The 16535-nt window shown below is 60.1% G+C and carries 17 protein-coding genes; 13 read left to right on the forward strand and 4 right to left on the reverse strand.

Going from position 1 to position 16535, the window contains the following annotated elements; translation table 11 throughout:
- Nucleotides 1–5 precede the first annotated feature (5 nt).
- Nucleotides 6–908, reverse strand: coding sequence for a LysR family transcriptional regulator (locus FBZ99_RS04530; RefSeq protein ID WP_113329060.1), 903 nt, complete (start codon nt 906–908; stop codon nt 6–8).
- A gap of 123 nt (nt 909–1031) precedes the next feature.
- Between FBZ99_RS04530 and FBZ99_RS04535 the strand changes: the two genes are divergently transcribed.
- Nucleotides 1032–1874, forward strand: coding sequence for an oxidoreductase (locus tag FBZ99_RS04535; RefSeq protein WP_113329061.1), 843 nt, complete (start codon nt 1032–1034; stop codon nt 1872–1874).
- A 73-nt stretch (nt 1875–1947) separates the two neighbouring features.
- On the opposite strand, the gene FBZ99_RS04540 is transcribed toward FBZ99_RS04535, so the two are convergent.
- The gene (locus tag FBZ99_RS04540) at nt 1948–2580 is read right to left on the reverse strand and encodes an outer membrane protein (protein ID WP_113329062.1); all 633 of its coding nucleotides are present in this window, start codon (nt 2578–2580) and stop codon (nt 1948–1950) included.
- A gap of 364 nt (nt 2581–2944) precedes the next feature.
- On the opposite strand from FBZ99_RS04540, the gene FBZ99_RS04545 reads away from it, so the two are divergent.
- From FBZ99_RS04545 to FBZ99_RS04565, 5 genes are all read left to right on the forward strand, one after another.
- Nucleotides 2945–3712 (forward strand): SDR family oxidoreductase, encoded by a 768-nt coding sequence (locus FBZ99_RS04545; protein ID WP_113329063.1) that lies wholly within the window; start codon nt 2945–2947, stop codon nt 3710–3712.
- The gene (gene uvrC, locus FBZ99_RS04550; RefSeq protein ID WP_145631656.1) at nt 3709–5748 is read left to right on the forward strand and encodes an excinuclease ABC subunit UvrC; all 2040 of its coding nucleotides are present in this window, start codon (nt 3709–3711) and stop codon (nt 5746–5748) included. Before FBZ99_RS04545 ends, uvrC begins: the two co-directional genes overlap by 4 nt.
- 206 nt (nt 5749–5954) lie before the next feature.
- On the forward strand, nt 5955–6542 hold the full coding sequence (gene pgsA, locus FBZ99_RS04555) for a CDP-diacylglycerol--glycerol-3-phosphate 3-phosphatidyltransferase (protein WP_069616214.1): 588 nt from the start codon (nt 5955–5957) through the stop codon (nt 6540–6542).
- Nucleotides 6542–6796 carry a molybdopterin converting factor subunit 1 gene (gene moaD / locus FBZ99_RS04560; protein ID WP_069616328.1) on the forward strand — a complete coding sequence of 85 codons (255 nt, stop codon included), beginning with the start codon at nt 6542–6544 and terminating at the stop codon, nt 6794–6796. Before pgsA ends, moaD begins: the two co-directional genes overlap by 1 nt.
- Nucleotides 6797–6921: 125 nt before the next feature.
- Nucleotides 6922–7389, forward strand: a complete 468-nt coding sequence (locus tag FBZ99_RS04565; protein WP_145631658.1) for a molybdenum cofactor biosynthesis protein MoaE — start codon at nt 6922–6924, stop codon at nt 7387–7389.
- A gap of 3 nt (nt 7390–7392) precedes the next feature.
- Here FBZ99_RS04565 and FBZ99_RS04570 read toward each other — a convergent pair whose 3' ends face one another.
- Nucleotides 7393–8289, reverse strand: a complete 897-nt coding sequence (locus tag FBZ99_RS04570; RefSeq protein WP_113329065.1) for a branched-chain amino acid ABC transporter permease — start codon at nt 8287–8289, stop codon at nt 7393–7395.
- 66 nt (nt 8290–8355) lie between these two features.
- Here FBZ99_RS04570 and FBZ99_RS04575 point away from each other — a divergent pair, with 66 nt between their 5' ends.
- Both FBZ99_RS04575 and FBZ99_RS04580 read left to right on the forward strand, forming a co-directional pair.
- Nucleotides 8356–8904, forward strand: a complete 549-nt coding sequence (locus FBZ99_RS04575; protein WP_113390092.1) for a CGNR zinc finger domain-containing protein — start codon at nt 8356–8358, stop codon at nt 8902–8904.
- Nucleotides 8901–9422 (forward strand): hypothetical protein, encoded by a 522-nt coding sequence (locus FBZ99_RS04580; protein ID WP_145631660.1) that lies wholly within the window; start codon nt 8901–8903, stop codon nt 9420–9422. Before FBZ99_RS04575 ends, FBZ99_RS04580 begins: the two co-directional genes overlap by 4 nt.
- A 74-nt stretch (nt 9423–9496) precedes the next feature.
- Here the strand turns inward: FBZ99_RS04580 and ndk are convergent, their stop codons facing one another.
- Nucleotides 9497–9919, reverse strand: coding sequence for a nucleoside-diphosphate kinase (ndk, locus tag FBZ99_RS04585; RefSeq protein ID WP_069616210.1), 423 nt, complete (start codon nt 9917–9919; stop codon nt 9497–9499).
- A 192-nt stretch (nt 9920–10111) separates the two neighbouring features.
- On the opposite strand from ndk, the gene FBZ99_RS04590 reads away from it, so the two are divergent.
- The 5 genes from FBZ99_RS04590 to FBZ99_RS04610 all read left to right on the forward strand — a co-directional run bounded on the left by FBZ99_RS04590 (nt 10112) and on the right by FBZ99_RS04610 (nt 16393).
- Nucleotides 10112–10621 carry a DinB family protein gene (locus tag FBZ99_RS04590; RefSeq protein ID WP_113351710.1) on the forward strand — a complete coding sequence of 170 codons (510 nt, stop codon included), beginning with the start codon at nt 10112–10114 and terminating at the stop codon, nt 10619–10621.
- Nucleotides 10622–10778: 157 nt separating this feature from the next.
- Nucleotides 10779–11279, forward strand: a complete 501-nt coding sequence (locus tag FBZ99_RS04595; RefSeq protein ID WP_145631662.1) for a hypothetical protein — start codon at nt 10779–10781, stop codon at nt 11277–11279.
- 49 nt (nt 11280–11328) lie between these two features.
- Nucleotides 11329–13218 carry an ABC-F family ATP-binding cassette domain-containing protein gene (locus FBZ99_RS04600; RefSeq protein WP_145631666.1) on the forward strand — a complete coding sequence of 630 codons (1890 nt, stop codon included), beginning with the start codon at nt 11329–11331 and terminating at the stop codon, nt 13216–13218.
- 104 nt (nt 13219–13322) lie between these two features.
- Entirely contained in the window at nt 13323–14216 is an 894-nt protein-coding gene (locus FBZ99_RS04605) for a polysaccharide deacetylase family protein (protein ID WP_113329071.1), read from the forward strand.
- A gap of 116 nt (nt 14217–14332) precedes the next feature.
- Nucleotides 14333–16393 carry a prolyl oligopeptidase family serine peptidase gene (locus FBZ99_RS04610; protein WP_145631668.1) on the forward strand — a complete coding sequence of 687 codons (2061 nt, stop codon included), beginning with the start codon at nt 14333–14335 and terminating at the stop codon, nt 16391–16393.
- The last annotated feature ends 142 nt before the right edge of the window (nt 16394–16535 follow it).

A 16535-nucleotide genomic window follows, 5' to 3' on the forward strand; every position in this document is an offset into this window, starting at 1 on the left:
TCGGCTCAGCTCTGGCGAGCAGTCTCGGCCTTTACAAAATCGATAAAGGCGCGCAAAGCCGTCGGCAGCTGCCGGCGGCTCGGATAATAGAGGAAGAAGCCGGGATAATAGGGGCACCAGTCCTCCAGCACGCGGATCAGCCGGCCATCCCGCAAAGCCGGCAGCGCGTGATCCTCGAACAAGAAGGCTAGACCGGAACCATTGATAGCGGCATCCAGCATGATGTCGAGATCGCAAAGCGTCAGCGGCCCCTGCACATCGATCTCCAGCTCGATGCCTCCTCGCTCGAACTCCCAGCGATAATAGGTGCCGCTCGCAAAACGGTAGCGGATACAGGGGTGGTCCTTCAGATCATGAGGTGTGACCGGTTTAGGGAAACGCTGAAAATATTCCGGCGAGCCGACGATCGCCGTGCGCTGACGAGGGCCAATAGGAATAGCGATCATGTCGGCCGCGATGCTTTCTCCGAACCGTATGCCGGCATCGAAACCGGCGGAAACCGTGTCCACGAGCGCATCGTCCACGACGATTTCCATTTCGATGGCCGGATAAGCCCTCAAGAACCGTGACACGATTGGCAGCAGCACCATCCTGGCGGCGGGGCGCGGGGCGTTGATGCGCAGCTTGCCGTAGGGCTGGCCGCGGAATTTATCGAGATCTTCGAGAGCATCGTCGATATCGAGGAAAGCGGGGCGGATGCGATCGAACAGGCGCTCTCCGGCCTCCGTCAACCCGACACCGCGCGTGGTGCGATTAACCAGCCGCACATCCAACCTCTCCTCGATCGCGCGCAACGAATGGCTGAGCGCTGAAGGCGTCACGCCGAGCTCCACCGCCGCCTTGCGAAAACTGCGGTGTTGGGCAATCGCCAGGAAGATAGCCAGATCGGTCGAACGGATACGCCGCATTGATGAGAATTTCTCAGCACTTTATGGAAGAGAAAGTAGATTATCTCAACGATGCCATCAAGCTACCTTTCTCCTGCAAGCGAATTCCACCCCTGGAATTGCCAACCCACGAAGGAGAAAATCATGCGTGTTTGGTTCATCACGGGCGCATCCCGCGGCTTTGGCGCCCTCATCGCCCAAGAAGCCCTCGCCGCCGGCGACGCCGTTGTCGCTACGGCCCGCAATCCCGCCGGTCTGGCAGAGAAGTTCGGCAACCATCCGAGCCTCCTGCCCGTCGCCCTCGACGTCTCGAACGAAGCGCAGGCTCATGAGGCCGCCGCGGCCGCCGTCAAGCGCTTCGGAAAGATCGATATCCTTGTCAACAATGCCGGTTACGGGCTGCTCGGCGCCGTGGAAGAAGCAACGGCCGAGGAGATCGAGAAGCTCTATGCCACCAACGTCTTTGGCCTGCTGAAGGTGACGCGCGCCATCCTGCCGCATATGCGCCGGCAGCGCTCGGGCCATGTCATCAACATGTCCTCGGTCGGAGGCTATCAGAGCCATGCCGGCTGGGGCGTCTACTGCTCGACAAAGTTCGCGGTCGAAGGCCTATCGGAGGCAATGGCGGCGGAACTCAAGCCGCTTGGCATCAAGGTCACGGTTGTCGAACCCGGCTTCTTCCGCACCGACTTCCTTGATGAGAGCTCGCTTGCCGTCAGCCCGAGCTCGATTGCCGACTACAGGGACACGCCGGCCGGCGTCATGCGCGATTTCGCCGCCGGTCACAATCACGCCCAGCCCGGCGATCCCAACCGCCTTGCAAAATCGATGATCACGCTTGCCCATTCGGCGAACCCACCGCTGCGCATGCCCTTCGGCTCGGATACAATTGGCGCGATCGAGGCCAAGAACGAGTATGTCGCCAAGGAACTGGCCGACTGGCGCGAACTGGCCGTCTCGACTGACTTCCCGACGGATGCCGCCTAAATATTCAGAGGCATAACGCAAAAAAGCCGGGGCAAAACCCCGGCTTTTTCTTCAGGCTTAAGCCTTTGGGTAATCAGAACTTGACGCCGATACCGACCTTGACGCTCTGTTCGTCGTAGCCGCGAGAGAACCGACCGGAGTCGAGGTCGAAGTTCTTCTTGCCGTAGTCCGTGTAACGGTACTCGAGGCGAGCCGTGATGTTGTTGGTGATGAAGGTTTCAGCACCTGCACCGACCGTGTAACCAACAGCCGTCTTGCTGTCAGACGAGGTGTCGTCGGAGAGCTTGTTCTGGCCGAGTGCCAGACCGGCCGTGCCGTACAGCATGAACGGGTTGAAGTCGTAACCGAGGCGACCGCGAACCGAGCCGTTGACACCGTTCTTGGCGGTCAGGCCGTTGCGGGTGCTGTCGGCGCCGGAGTAGCCGAGGTCAGCTTCGATACCATATACGATCTGGCCCTGCTGCCAGTTGTAGCCGGTGAAGGCCTGGCCGCCCCAGGCGTAAGCGTCGCCGTTGCGGTTGAAGTGACCGGCGTTCCAGTCGCCAGCGCCACCGATGTAGAAGCCGGACCAGTTGTTGACGGCCGGAGCTGCTTCCTGGGCGACGGGCGGCTGCGGAATCTGCTCAACAGCGTCAGCAGCCTGAGCTGCGGTGTAGCCGCCGAGAGCGAAAGCGGAGACCATGAGGGTCGTGATAAGAGTACGCATACTTTTCTCCTTTCAGTCCCGTGTGCCCCGCTTACTGTCCTTGACTTCGAAGCGCCACGAGCAATTAAAACATATCCCTCCCGGATCGAGGTTGAAATTGGAATGCAAATGAGGAATTGGAAGAGCCAAAATATGATATCATTGTGGCACAGACGTGGCTGAATTTCGATGTTGCTTCATCGCAACAGAGGAATTGTTAACCCTAATCATCGGTTAAACTATGTATACTTATTTTAAACTAAATATATCTCAAGTTTTACATAAGAAACCCCAAAGCGCATCATTCGCTCATGCATCTTTTCATATGGTGTATCGACGCCCTATATGAGCATCGATTGGGTAACGACGAGCAAAAGGCGATCTCTTGAGCCAGGAAAAACTACGTACGGCGCTGATAACCGGCGCTTCCAAAAGAATAGGCCTGGCAATTGCCGAGGATTTGTCGGCTAATGGCTTCGCCGTAGCGTTGCATGCCAATCAGTCCCTCGCCGAAGCCGAGGAAATTGCGGCGAAATTGCGGCAAATGGGCCGGAGAGCCATTGCGATCAAGGCGGATCTGCAGAATTTGGGCGAGACTTCAACCCTTGTCGAAAGGGTTGCGGATACCCTCGGCCCGCTCGATCTTCTGGTGAATAATGCCTCAGCCTTCCTCGGCGATTCCGCCGATCATTTTGACGAAGAAGCCTTCGAGGCACATTTCGCAATCCATGTGCGGGCGCCGTCGATTCTGGCTGCCGATTTCGTCCGGCAGCTTCCCGAACCGCATCCGGGCCTGATCGTCAACATGGTCGATCAGCGGGTCTGGGCACTCAATCCGCGCTTCTATTCCTATACACTGTCGAAAGCCGCCCTCTGGACGGCGACTCAGACGATGGCGCAGAGCTTTGCGCCGCGTATCCGCGTCAACGCGATCGGCCCAGGCCCGACGGTGCGCAGCGTGCGGCAGACCGAAGAGGACTTTCAAGCGCAGATCGACGGCCTCATATTAAAGGCGGCGCCCGGGCTCGAAGAATTCGGCCGGACCATCCGCTTTCTTTTTGACACGCCCTCGATCACGGGCCAAATGATAGCGCTCGATGGCGGCCAGCACCTTGCCTGGGAAACGCCAGACGTGTCGGAGAGTGCAGAATGAATGGAAGAAAGCTGCCTGACGGCGGCGTTCTCTATGACGAATCAGAGGATATCGAAGACGACATCGAGGTGGAAGGCGATGCCGCAGCCTCCCCTATTGCGCCTGTCGACTGGAACGAAGGCGGAAAGAACGAGACGGGACTGCGCGGCGCCGAGCTGATCGCCGAATTCGTCAAGCGGCTGCCCAACAATCCCGGCGTCTACCGCATGTTCAACGAGGCCGGCGACGTGCTTTACGTCGGCAAGGCCAGGAACCTGAAGAAGCGCGTTTCCAACTATGCCTTGGGCAAGGTGCACTCCAACCGCATCGCCCGCATGGTGCGCGAAACCGCCAATATGGAATTCGTGACCACGCGGACGGAGACGGAAGCGCTGCTGCTGGAAGCGAATCTCATCAAGCGCTTGCGTCCGCGCTTTAACGTTCTGCTGCGCGACGACAAATCCTTTCCCTATATTCTGATTACGGGCGATCATCGCGCGCCGGCGATCTTCAAGCATCGCGGCGCCCGCGCCCGCAAGGGCGACTATTTCGGCCCCTTCGCTTCGGCGGGCGCCGTCGGGCGCACCATCAATTCACTGCAGCGCGCCTTCCTGATCCGGACCTGCACCGATAGCGTCTTCGAGACGCGCACGCGGCCCTGTCTGCTCTATCAGATCAAGCGCTGTTCCGGCCCCTGCACGCATGAGATCAGCGATGCAGGCTATGCTGAACTGGTACAGGAGGCGAAGGACTTCCTTTCCGGCAAGAGCCAGAACGTCAAGGCGCATATGGCCGAGGCGATGAATGCTGCCGCCGAAGATCTGGATTTCGAACGCGCCGCCATTTTCCGCGACCGTCTGGCGGCGCTCTCGCATGTGCAGAGCCATCAGGGCATCAACCCGGCCGGCGTCGAGGAAGCCGATGTCTTCGCCATCCACCACGAGGGCGGCATTTCCTGCATCCAGGTCTTCTTCTTCCGAACCGGACAGAACTGGGGCAACCGTGCCTATTTCCCGAAGGCCGATCCATCGCTCTCGGGTGCTGAAGTGCTGAACGCTTTCCTCGCGCAATTCTATGACGACAAGCCTGTACCGCGGCAGATCCTGCTGTCGGAGACCATCGAGGAAATCGAACTGCTGGCAGCGGCCCTCAGCGAGAAGGCCGGTCATAAGGTTACGATCCTCGTGCCGCAACGCGGCGAGAAGCGCGATCTGGTCGAACATGTCATTGCCAATGCGCGTGAGGCGCATGGCCGCAAGCTGGCGGAAACCGCCTCGCAATCGCGGCTGCTCGAAGGCTTCAAGGAAACGTTCAAGCTTCCCTACACGCCGCAGCGCATCGAGATTTACGACAACTCTCACATCATGGGCACGAATGCGGTCGGCGGCATGGTCGTGGCCGGGCCGGAAGGCTTCGTCAAAAACCAGTACCGCAAGTTCAACATCAAATCGACCGACATCACGCCGGGCGACGACTTCGGCATGATGCGCGAAGTCATGACCCGCCGTTTCTCTCGTCTCCTGAAGGAGGAAGGCAAGCCCGACCGCAGCGGCGAGACCGACGCCAGCGTCGATGCCGCCGATCGCGCCTTCCCCGCCTGGCCCGATGTCGTCCTCATCGACGGCGGCCAAGGGCAAATGACGGCCGTGCGCGCCATTCTCGATGAGCTCGGGATCACCGACAGTGTCATCGCCATCGGCGTCGCCAAGGGCGTCGACCGCGAAGCCGGGCGTGAGCGTTTCTTCGCCCCTTCGCGCGAAAGCTTCTCGCTCCCGCCGCGCGATCCCGTGCTCTATTTCATCCAGCGCATGCGCGACGAGGCGCACCGCTTCGCAATCGGCTCGCATCGCGCCCGGCGCAAGAAGGAGATGGTGAAGAACCCGCTCGACGAGATCGGTGGCATCGGCCCTTCGCGCAAGCGCGCGCTTCTCCAGCATTTCGGCACCGCGAAGGCCGTGTCGCGCGCCGCACTTTCCGACCTGATGGCAGTCGAGGGCATTTCCGAAGCGGTGGCGCGTCAGGTCTATAACCATTTCCACGAGGACGCCGCGAAATAGGGAAAGCTCGTCGCAAATTCCACGCAATAGCGGTGAAAAAACAGAAACAATATTGACGATAAACTGACCAACCCATCATCTAGGGTGTGACCACCAAAAAGTGCGGAGCGGTTTTTGGGATCACACTCCATCAGACGACTTCAGCGGGATGGGATCAACAGTGCCCAATCCGGTTCGGTCGAGACAACAGAAACGAAACGATTTCCATGGCTTCGCGCGCTTACAGCATCCCCAATCTGCTCACCTACGGCCGCATTATCTGCGTACCCCTGATCGTTCTTTGCTTCTTCATCGAGGGTAAGCTGGAGGGCTCCGATTTTGCGCGCTGGGTCGCGCTCTGGATCTTCATCATCGCCTCGATCACCGATTTCCTCGACGGCTATCTCGCGCGCATCTGGAACCAGACCTCGAATATCGGCCGAATGCTCGATCCGATCGCCGACAAACTGCTGGTCTCCGCGATCCTGCTTCTAGTCGCCGCCGACGGCACCATTGCCGGCTGGTCGCTCTGGGCCGCCATCATCATCCTTTGCCGCGAAATCCTGGTTTCGGGCCTGCGTGAGTATCTGGCGGCGTTGAAGGTCAGCGTTCCCGTGACGCGCATCGCAAAATGGAAGACGACGGCCCAGCTCGTCGCCATCGCCTTCCTTCTGGCTGGGCCGGCGGGCGACAAGGTGCTACCCTATACCACAGAAATGGGCATCGTCCTGCTCTGGGTCGCAGCGCTTTTGACCATCTATACCGGCTATGATTATTTCCGGGCCGGGCTGAAGCATGTCGTGGATGAAGAATGATGACGAAACTCGTCTATTTCGCCTGGGTGCGCGAGCGGATCGGCAAAGCGGAAGAGGAGATTTCCCTGCCCGCCGATGTCGTCACCGTCGGCGATCTCCTGAGTCATTTGAAGGGCTTGGGCGAGGAATACGAGGCGGCACTTCAATTCCCCCAGGCGATCCGCGTCGCTATCAACATGGAACATGCGGAGCACGATGAGCCGATCGCCGGAGCGCGGGAGATCGGGCTCTTCCCGCCGATGACGGGGGGGTGAGGAGCGATCGGGCGAAGCCCGAGCAATCGATCCAGTGAATCGATTGCAGCGACGAACGCCCTGAGCCTTAGCGAAGGGTCGGGAGGCACCTCAGCATGTTTGCGAAGCCGATCAAGGAAATTGCGATGATTTCACCATTCGTCAAAGTCCAGCGCGAGGATTTCGATCTCCAGGCGGAGATCGATCGGCTAGCCGCCGGGCGGCGCGATATCGGCGCTGTCGTGACCTTCTCGGGCCTCTGCCGTGATGAAGGGGGCGCGCTCGGTGCCCTCGAACTCGAACATTATCCCGGCATGGCGGAAGCGGAGATCACCCGCATCGCCAATCTCGCCATCGAGCGTTTCGAGCTTCTCGCCCTGACCGCCATCCATCGCTTTGGCAAGATCGCGCCCGGCGAGAACATCGTGCTCGTCATTGCCGCGGCACCGCATCGGCAGGCCGCCTTCGACGGCGCCAATTTCGTCATGGATTTTCTGAAGACCTCCGCTCCCTTCTGGAAGAAGGAGCACGGCAAGGATGGTACCGAAGGCGGCTGGGTTTCGGCCAAGGATGCCGACGATGCCGCGCGGGCAAAGTGGGCCGGCAACACGTAAGCTTCAAGGCACCACTCTTTCGCGCCGGCTCATAACCAGCAGCAGGACGAGCAGCGAGAAGATGACGAAGTCGCGCCACAGGAACGGGCCGTAGGCACCCCACATCGTCTCCGTCAAGCCAAGGAGCGCTGCCCCGCCCGCTGACTTCAGCGGATCGGAATAGCCGCCGACGGCCGCGATCATCAGCACCTTAAGCCCGAACATCAGCCCCGCCCCGAAATCCATCGTTCCATAGTAGGAAGTAGCCAGCAGGCCGCAGATGGTTGCGACGAAGGCTGACGCGACATAGGCAAGCAGGAAGACGCGGTTGGCACTGGCGCCGCAGAGCTCGGCAGCAAGGGAATCGTCCGTCACCGCCCGCCAGATACGCCCCCAGCCGGTGCATTTCAGCACATAGGCGCCCGCGAGGATGACAAGGATCATCAGGGCCGTATTGAGCAGCTGGATTTCCGTCAGCGTCACGCGGAAATCGCCGCTATCCCAGAAGACGACAGCATCGTTCAGGAAGGGTGGCAGCCAGATGCCACGCGTATTCGAGGCAAGCCGCGCCGTTTCCATCAGGATGATCATCATGCCGAGTGCCGCGACGATGACCGTATTCGGTGACTTGCGCGACAGCGGCAGCATGATGGCGCGGCCGACGAGGAAGCTGGTGCCGATCGTGTAACCGACGGCGACGACGGCACCGAAGGCAAAGGCGGCCGGCAGAACCAGATACATCTTGGTGTAGCCGACATCGGTAAAGAGCACGAGCATCTGGCCGGCAAAGGCAAACAGCGCGCCATAGGTGATATCGGCCCGCTTCATGACCCCGAAGGCAATGGAATAGCCGAAGGCCAGCGTCGCATACAGTGCAGCGAGCGGAACGGCATTCGCCAGTTGCTGCAGAAGATAAGCCATTCCATCTCTCCGAAAACGAGTAAATAGTAACTGGCAAAATGAATTTTACCAGTTATAATTTTCGCCATGAGTTTTTCCTGGACCCCACATCGCTTCTCCGGTGGCGCGCTCGCGCTCGATGTCGCCAACAGCGTAATCCTGCGCCATGACGACGGGCGTCGGATCGACCGCTTCGAGGCACCGGGACAGATGGATAGCTTTCCCAAGGCGGCATCGAATTTCTGCGCCGAACGCACACTCTTTGGCGACATCCTGCCGGTAAAGCGGGAAAACCGGGCCGACTTCATCGCATTGCGCGAGACGATCGATCGGTATTTCCGGGCGCGCATTCTTGGCGAGGCTGCCGATCTGCTGCTTGCGGATCTGCTTGCGGCATTGGCGAAAGTTCTGAAACGAGCCTCAGCCGATGGGCTCGATGCCGCGACGGTGCATTCGACGCTGCGCCTCATCGCCATGCCCGATCCAGAACGAATGAAAATATGCCGCAACTGCGGCTGGCTCTTCATCGACCGCAGCAAGAACAAAAGCCGCGCCTGGTGCGACATGGCGGTTTGCGGCAACCGAGCCAAGGCTAGCCGGCACTACCGGCGCAAGAAGGAGGAGACTGCGCCATGAGATTGCGAAGGATCATGCTGACAATGATGAGCGCCGGGATCATCGCCGGCCTAGCGCTGGCCGGCTGCCAGAGGAAAGACGACGAAGGCCCGACCCAGCTCACCGGCCGCCTCTTCGTCTTCAACTATCGGGTGGCGAGCGCGAGCTATATGATCACGCTCAAGAAGATCGCCCCGATCCCCGAGGGAACGACTGCCGTTGCGGAATTCGAAAATCCGGCCGGCGGCGATCCGCTTGTCGTCGACCAGAAGATCTATACATTCTGGGACAAGATCACGCTGGAAAGCCCGGACCTCCATTGCGTCCGCAAGGACCGCCCCTATGCCGTCTCGATCAGGCTGGTGGATGCCAGCGACAAGACGATCCAGACGATCAAGACGGAGGTCAAATCGGATCTCGACCAGACCGTGCTGCCGACGAAACCGCTGGTCGTCGGCCCGGTCTATACCGCCAATCCGGATGTCTTCAAAGGTGACGGCAGCGCCGATTACGGGCATGATGCCGCCTGCCCGGCATGAAAAAAGCCGGGATGCGAGGTCCCGGCTTTCATGAGTCAATTCAAATCGTTCAGCGCTGAAGCTGAAAGACTGATTCAGCCGACGATTTCGGTTTCGGAGAACCAGTAGGCGATTTCGACGGCAGCCGTTTCCGGAGCGTCCGAGCCGTGAACGGAGTTTTCGCCGATCGACAGAGCGAAGGTCTTGCGGATCGTGCCTTCGGCAGCGTTGGCCGGGTTGGTCGCGCCCATGATTTCGCGGTTCTTCAGGATGGCGTTTTCGCCTTCCAGAACCTGAACGACGGTCGGGCCGGAGGTCATGCCTTCGACGAGTTCGCCGAAGAACGGGCGTTCCTTGTGAACGGCGTAGAAGCCTTCAGCTTCGCGCTTGCTCATCCAGACGCGCTTGGAGGCGATGACGCGCAGGCCGTTGTCTTCAAAAACCTTGGTGATGGCGCCGGTCAGGTTGCGCTTCGTCGCATCCGGCTTGATCATCGAGAAAGTACGTTCAATCGCCATGGGTCCATTCCTTGTAATCAGAGAAAAGTGGGCGGTCTTTACCTGCCCCAAGGCCCGAAAACAAGGGGGATCGGCCAATTTCACGCCGCTGTCACAGTCCGAGCAGCTGATTCGCGATCCGCTGGGTGGCGAAGCGGCTGTCCGCCACCAAACTTCGCGATAAAATCACCACCACTATAAGAGGAGACGCATATGCTCAAACATTTCAAGATGCTTGCCGACTATAATCGCTGGGCCAATGTCCAGGTCTACAATGCCGCAGCAGACCTCAGCGACGCCGAATTTCACGAAGACCGCGGCGCCTTCTTCGGCTCGCTCCACGGAACGCTCAATCATCTGCTGATAGCGGACCGGCTGTGGATGCACCGTTTCAACGGCACTGGCGGCGTACCTGCGTCACTCGATACCGTCCTACATGACACCCTTGAAGGCCTTTACAGCTTACGGGAGGCGGAAGATCGAAATATCATTACTTGGTTGGAAACGCTCGATGCCGATGCACTTGCCTCCGACATCACCTATACCTCGATCCTGCGCCCGGGCGCCATCACCGTTCCCCTCCATGCGGCGGTATCCCATATGTTCAACCATCACACCCATCACCGCGGCCAGTGCCACACTATCCTCACATCCATGGGCAAGCCGTCACTGGTGCTGGACCTCCTGCATTTTCTGCGCAGCGAAGGACAGCACTGGATGTAGCCAAGGGGAGAACCGTCGTTTCCCATCTTCGCCCAGACGTTGATCACATGCCTCATTTTGTTGCGCTGCGGCGAGGATCGGCCGTCTTGTTCATGTTCCCTTAACCTGCCGACCTGCAGATTGATAAGATATATCAGCTCACGGTCCAAAGGCAGGCATGAAGAACTCGCAGACAAGCGTTTCGGCATATTCCATCGATGACGATGAAACGGAAACCGAGCTTGAGGTTATCGGCCGCGTCATGACGCGGCTGAAGGTGAAAAACCTGCCGCGCAACTATCAGCTCTTCTATGAAGCGCTCTATGGCCAGGACCGCTGTCTTGCCGAAGAGATCGAGGCGCTTGGCCCCCTTCCCCCGCAAAGCGGGCTCGACGAGATTGGCCTGAAGCATCGCCTTGTCAGCCATTGCGGGCTGGTGGCGCGCAAATCCGAGAGCGACGCGGCCGAGATGCTGCGCGAAGTCGCCGATCAGCTCGCCAAGGGGCTGATGAAAAAGCAGCATTTTGCCCGCGAGATCGACACGACTCCGCATGCCAATGCTGCACTCGACAGCCTCAATGCCTCGCTCAGCAATCTCATGCTCTATGAAACGGAGCTGACCGAGCGGCTGCGTAACTGCGCCAATCTCTCGAAATCCTCGCAGAAGGCCGGCGCCTAAGCGCCGTCCCGCTCTTGCCTTCAGCGTCGAGTTCGGCCAAAACCGCGCCATGATTTCGATTTCAGACCTTTCCGCCCGCATTGCCGGCCGCCTTCTCATCGACCATGCCAGCGTGACGCTTCCGGCGGGCACGAAGGCTGGCCTCGTCGGCAAGAACGGTGCTGGCAAATCCACGCTGTTCAGGATCATCACCGGCGATCTCGCTGCCGAGAGCGGCTCGGTCTCGATCCCCCGCAATGCCCGCATCGGCCAGGTGGCGCAGGAGGCACCCGGCACCGAGGAGCCTTTGATCGATATCGTCCTGGCAGCCGACAAGGAACGCTCCGCATTGCTTGCGGAAGCCGAGACCGCAACCGATCCGCACCGCATCGCCGATATCCAGACGCGGCTTGCCGATATCGATGCGCATTCGGCTGAAGCGCGCGCCGCCAGTATCCTTGCCGGCCTCGGCTTCGACCATGAGGCGCAGAAGCGCCCCGCCTCCTCCTTCTCCGGTGGCTGGCGCATGCGCGTTGCGCTCGCGGCCGTCTTGTTTTCCGAGCCGGATCTGTTGCTGCTCGACGAACCGACGAACTATCTCGACCTTGAAGGCACGCTCTGGCTGGAGGACTACATCCGCCGCTATCCGCACACGGTCATCATCATTTCGCACGACCGCGATCTGCTGAACACGGCCGTTAATTCCATCGTGCATCTCGACCAGAAGAAGCTCACCTTCTATCGCGGCTCCTACGATCAGTTCGAGCGGCAGAAGGCTGAGGCCGACGAGTTGCAGATGAAGGCGAAGGCGAAGAACGATGCAGCCCGCAAGCACCTGCAGAGCTTCATCGACCGCTTCAAGGCCAAGGCCTCGAAGGCGCGGCAGGCGCAATCGCGCATCAAGGCACTGGAGCGCATGGGCACCGTCGCCGCCGTCATCGAAGACCATGTGATGGGCTTCAGCTTTCCGGAACCCGAAAAGCAGCCCGCCTCGCCGATCATCGCAATCAGCAGCGGTGCCGTCGGCTATGAGCCGGGCAAGCCGATCCTGAAACGGCTGAACCTGCGCATCGATGCCGACGACCGCATCGCGCTGCTCGGCTCCAACGGCAACGGCAAATCGACCTTCGCGAAGTTCATTTCCGGGCGGCTGGGCGCAGAAAGCGGCGAAGTCAGGCTCGCACCGAACCTGAAGATCGGCTTCTTCGCCCAACACCAGCTCGACGATCTCATCCCCAACCAGACGGCCGTCGAGCATGTCCGCCGCCGCATGCCCGAAACGCCGGAAGCGAAGGTGCGCGCCCGCGTCGCGCAGATGGGGCTTGCGACGGAGAAGATGGACACGCAGGTCAAGGATCTCTCCGGCGGCGAGAAGGCACGGCTTCTCATGGGCCTTGCCGCCTTCGACGCACCGAACCTGCTGATCCTCGACGAACCGACGAACCATCTCGATATCGACAGCCGCAACGCGCTGATCCAGGCGCTGAACGATTATTCCGGCGCCGTCATCCTGATCTCGCACGACCGTCACCTGATCGAAGCCACCGTCGATCGGCTGTGGCTGGTGCGCGACGGCACCGTCTCGACCTTCGACGGCGATCTTGAAGAATACCGCAGCCTCGTTGTTGCCAGCCCGAAAGCCAAGGACGACAAGGCCAAGGCAAATACCAGCGACGATTCCGTTTCCAAAGCGGATCAGCGCAAGCTTAATGCCGATCGGCGCGCCTCGCTGGCGCCGCTCAAGAAGAAGATCAATGAAATCGAATCCTTGACCGGCAAGCTTGAGAAACTGATTCAGGCTCTTGACGCAGAACTTGCGGACCCCGCCCTCTATGAGAAGGCACCGGCCAAGGCTGCGGAAAAGGCAAAACAGCGTGCCGATGCGGCAGAAAAGCTCGCGGCGGCCGAGGAGCAGTGGCTGGAACTTTCATCGGAATATGAGAGCAGCATGGCCAGCTGAAGCTGACCGCTTGATAAGGAATTCGCGGCCGCTCCTAACCGATCATTAACCATAACTGCAGAATATGCGCTCAACTTTCATAGACATAGTGTTGAGCGATTCTGATGAACTACCGTGTGTTGCTGGCTGGCCTCGCCGTGTCCCTGGCTCTCGGAGGATGTGCCACGAAACCAGGCAATGAAGCGTCGCTCAAGAGCAGCTATGCCGCCGAAGAGCCGCGTCACAAGCCGCTGAAGGCCAACGATCCCATCGAGATGGAGCCGAAGAAATGGCTCGTCGCCGATCTCGAAACAAGGAGTGACCTGGCGGGCATGAATGGCCCGCACAATCTCGCCGGCCGGACGCTGGAGGTCTCGTCGCTCAAAGATATCAGGCTCGCCGACAAGGAGGTCATCCTGACCTTCGATGACGGCCCGGCTCCCGGCAAGACGGAGCGCATTCTCGCCACGCTCGACAAATTCGGCGTCAAGGCCGCCTTCATGATGGTCGGCGAAATGGCGCAGGCACATCCGGCGACGGCACGCGAGGTGCTTGCGCATGGCGATGCGATCGGCAGCCACACCTTCCGCCATCCGGATCTCGACAAGATGACTTTCGACGCGGCGATGACCGAGATCGCCCGCGGCAAGGATGCCGTCACCAAGGCGATCGGCACGGACGTTCCCTTCTTCCGCTTCCCCTATCTTGCCGACTCCAAACGCCTGCGCACGGCGATTGCCGCTCGCGACATGATCGTCATGGATGTCGATATCGACAGCAAGGATTACTTCACTTCGACCCCAGCCTCAGTGGTCGATCGCACCATGAAGCAGCTCCATCAGCGCGGCCGCGGCATCGTTCTGATGCACGACATCCACCAGCGCACGGTTAGGATGCTGCCCGTTCTCCTCAGCCGACTGGAGAATGAGGGCTACAAGGTCGTCACGCTGAAATACAAGCGCGAACCGGCCCCGGCGAGCAATATGGTCGCACAGGCCGACACAAAGATGGTCCGCTAAGGCGGGTCGACACCGAAAAATCTATGACCGATACGGGCGCGGAAGCATGGTTGCTTCAGCGCCCGTATTTTGGTTTGCTGAGGGCGACCACCACCAACAATGGAATGGCGAGCCCCATGCACCTTCACCTTGAACGCGACGACGACCCACAAACTCTGCAGTTCGTCGCAGAGAAGGATACCGAATCCGAGCGGCTGCTGATGACGCCGGAATTCGAGGCGGATCGCAACGCGATCAAGGAGATGATCGAACGCGAGGATCGGCTGATCGCCACGACCCGGCGCGGCAGCTGGCTGTTCGATTTTCATCGCAGCGCCGATCATCCGCTCGGTTGCTGGTATCGGCTGCCGGCCGATCTTACCCCTCTGCCCGACGCTCCCTGGGAACCAATCTTCGATCTCGACGCCTTCTGCGCCAAGGAGGGCAGAAAATGGCTTTGGCGCGGTGCGCTCACCTGCCCCTGGGAGCCGATGCGCGTGCTGCTTTGCCTTTCCGATGGCGGCTCCGATCCCATTCGGATGCTCGAATTCGATTGCGAGACGAAGAGCATCGTCGATGGCGGCTTCGACACGCCGGCCGTGCGCAGTCACGCGACCTGGCTCAGCCGCGACGAAATCGCCTATTTCGGCTCCATCGACCGCGAATCCTCGACGCGCTCAGGCTGGCCGCGTCTCGGCCGCCGCCTGAGGCGCGGCCAGGTGCCGTCCGATGCACCGGTACTCTATGCCGCCGATGACAGCGACATCTATGGCTCCTGTTCGATCTTCGATCCGCAGCTCGCCGGTCTGGCGACAGGAGATGCGGCCAAGCCGATCCGTATTTTCAGCGCAGGTCACGAAATCGGCAGCGCCAGCCATTTCATCGAGGATGGGGACGGTTCGCTGCGGCGGATCGACCTGCCGAAGGATGCCGAGTTCGGGTTCAACCACTCCCATCTGATCTGGCTTGCCAAGACAGACGAACGGATCCCGGCCGGCAGCCTGGCCCTGCAACCCCTTCCTCGGGAGCCCGGCAAGACCGGTATCGATGCAAGACGCATCCTGTTTTCGCCCAATGACCGACAATCGGTTTCGCAATTCCTTTTGATGCGCGAATGGTGCGTCTTCATCGTCTCGGACAATATGCAACCGCATCTCTTCGTTCTCGACCTGACGAGCGCCGATGCCGAAATCCGCGAAATCGCACTGCCTGATGATGTTCAGACGGTGTCGGTCGCCCCGCTCTATTCCGATCTGCATCTCGGTGACGACACGCTGCAGGTCTATGGCGCGGGCTTTCTGCAGCCGCCCTCCTCCTACCGGCTGGATCTTGGCGATCGCAAGGCCCCGCTTGAACTCAAGCACATTGCCAGTTCGCCGACCTATTTCGACAGCGAAGGCATGACGTCCCTCCTGCTGGAAGCTACCTCCGAGGACGGGACGAAGGTGCCCTATCATATCGTACTGCCGAAGGCCTGGACCAAGGGCGAACTGCCGGTGCTGCAATATGGCTACGGCGGCTTCGACGTCCCGCTCGGCCCATATTATTCCGGGGTCATCGGCCGCTGGCTGGAACAGGGTAACGCCTTTGTGACGGCCTATATTCGCGGCGGAGGCGAATTCGGGCCGAACTGGCATCGCGTCGCAAAAGGCCAGGGTCGCCACAGGGCATTCGCGGACTTTGCCGCCGTCGCCCGCGACCTCGTCGCCCGCGGCTATACCAAGCCATCGCGCATAGCCGGCAATGGCGGCAGCAATGGAGGTTTGCTGACTGGCGTCATGGCGACACGCTATCCGCAGGATTTCGGCGCGATCTGGTGCCAGGTGCCTGTCCTGGATATGACCCGCTTCCATGTCTTCCCGGCCGGAAAAGCCTGGATCGACGAATATGGCGATCCCGACAATCCGGCTGATCGCGATTACCTGCTGAGCTATTCGCCGCTGCACAATGTCAAGCCTACCTCCGAGATCACGTATCCGTCGATCTACATCGAAAGCTCGAGCAATGACGACCGGGTTCATCCTTCGCATGCCCGGCGCTTCGCCGCCCAGCTGGAAGCGCTCGGCCATCATCCGCTGTTCCACGAATTCGGCTCGGGTGGCCATGGCGGCGACGGCGCATCAATCGAGCTCGCGACGCGCACGGCTCTGGGCTACAGTTTTTTGCGGGAGACGATCGTGAAGGGCAAAAGCCTTTAGATCACGCTTACGGCTCGCAGCAAAAATCAATGGTTGCACCAGCTTCCGATACGCTTGAAACGCGCCGAGCGGCATGATTAGCTGCGGCCGTGATCACGAAGAGCGGGCGAGTCCGCCCGCTCGTATCCGGGGGGAGTAATAG

The sequence above is a fragment of the Rhizobium sp. ERR 1071 genome, from assembly GCF_007828675.1.
GTDB lineage: Bacteria > Pseudomonadota > Alphaproteobacteria > Rhizobiales > Rhizobiaceae > Rhizobium > Rhizobium dioscoreae.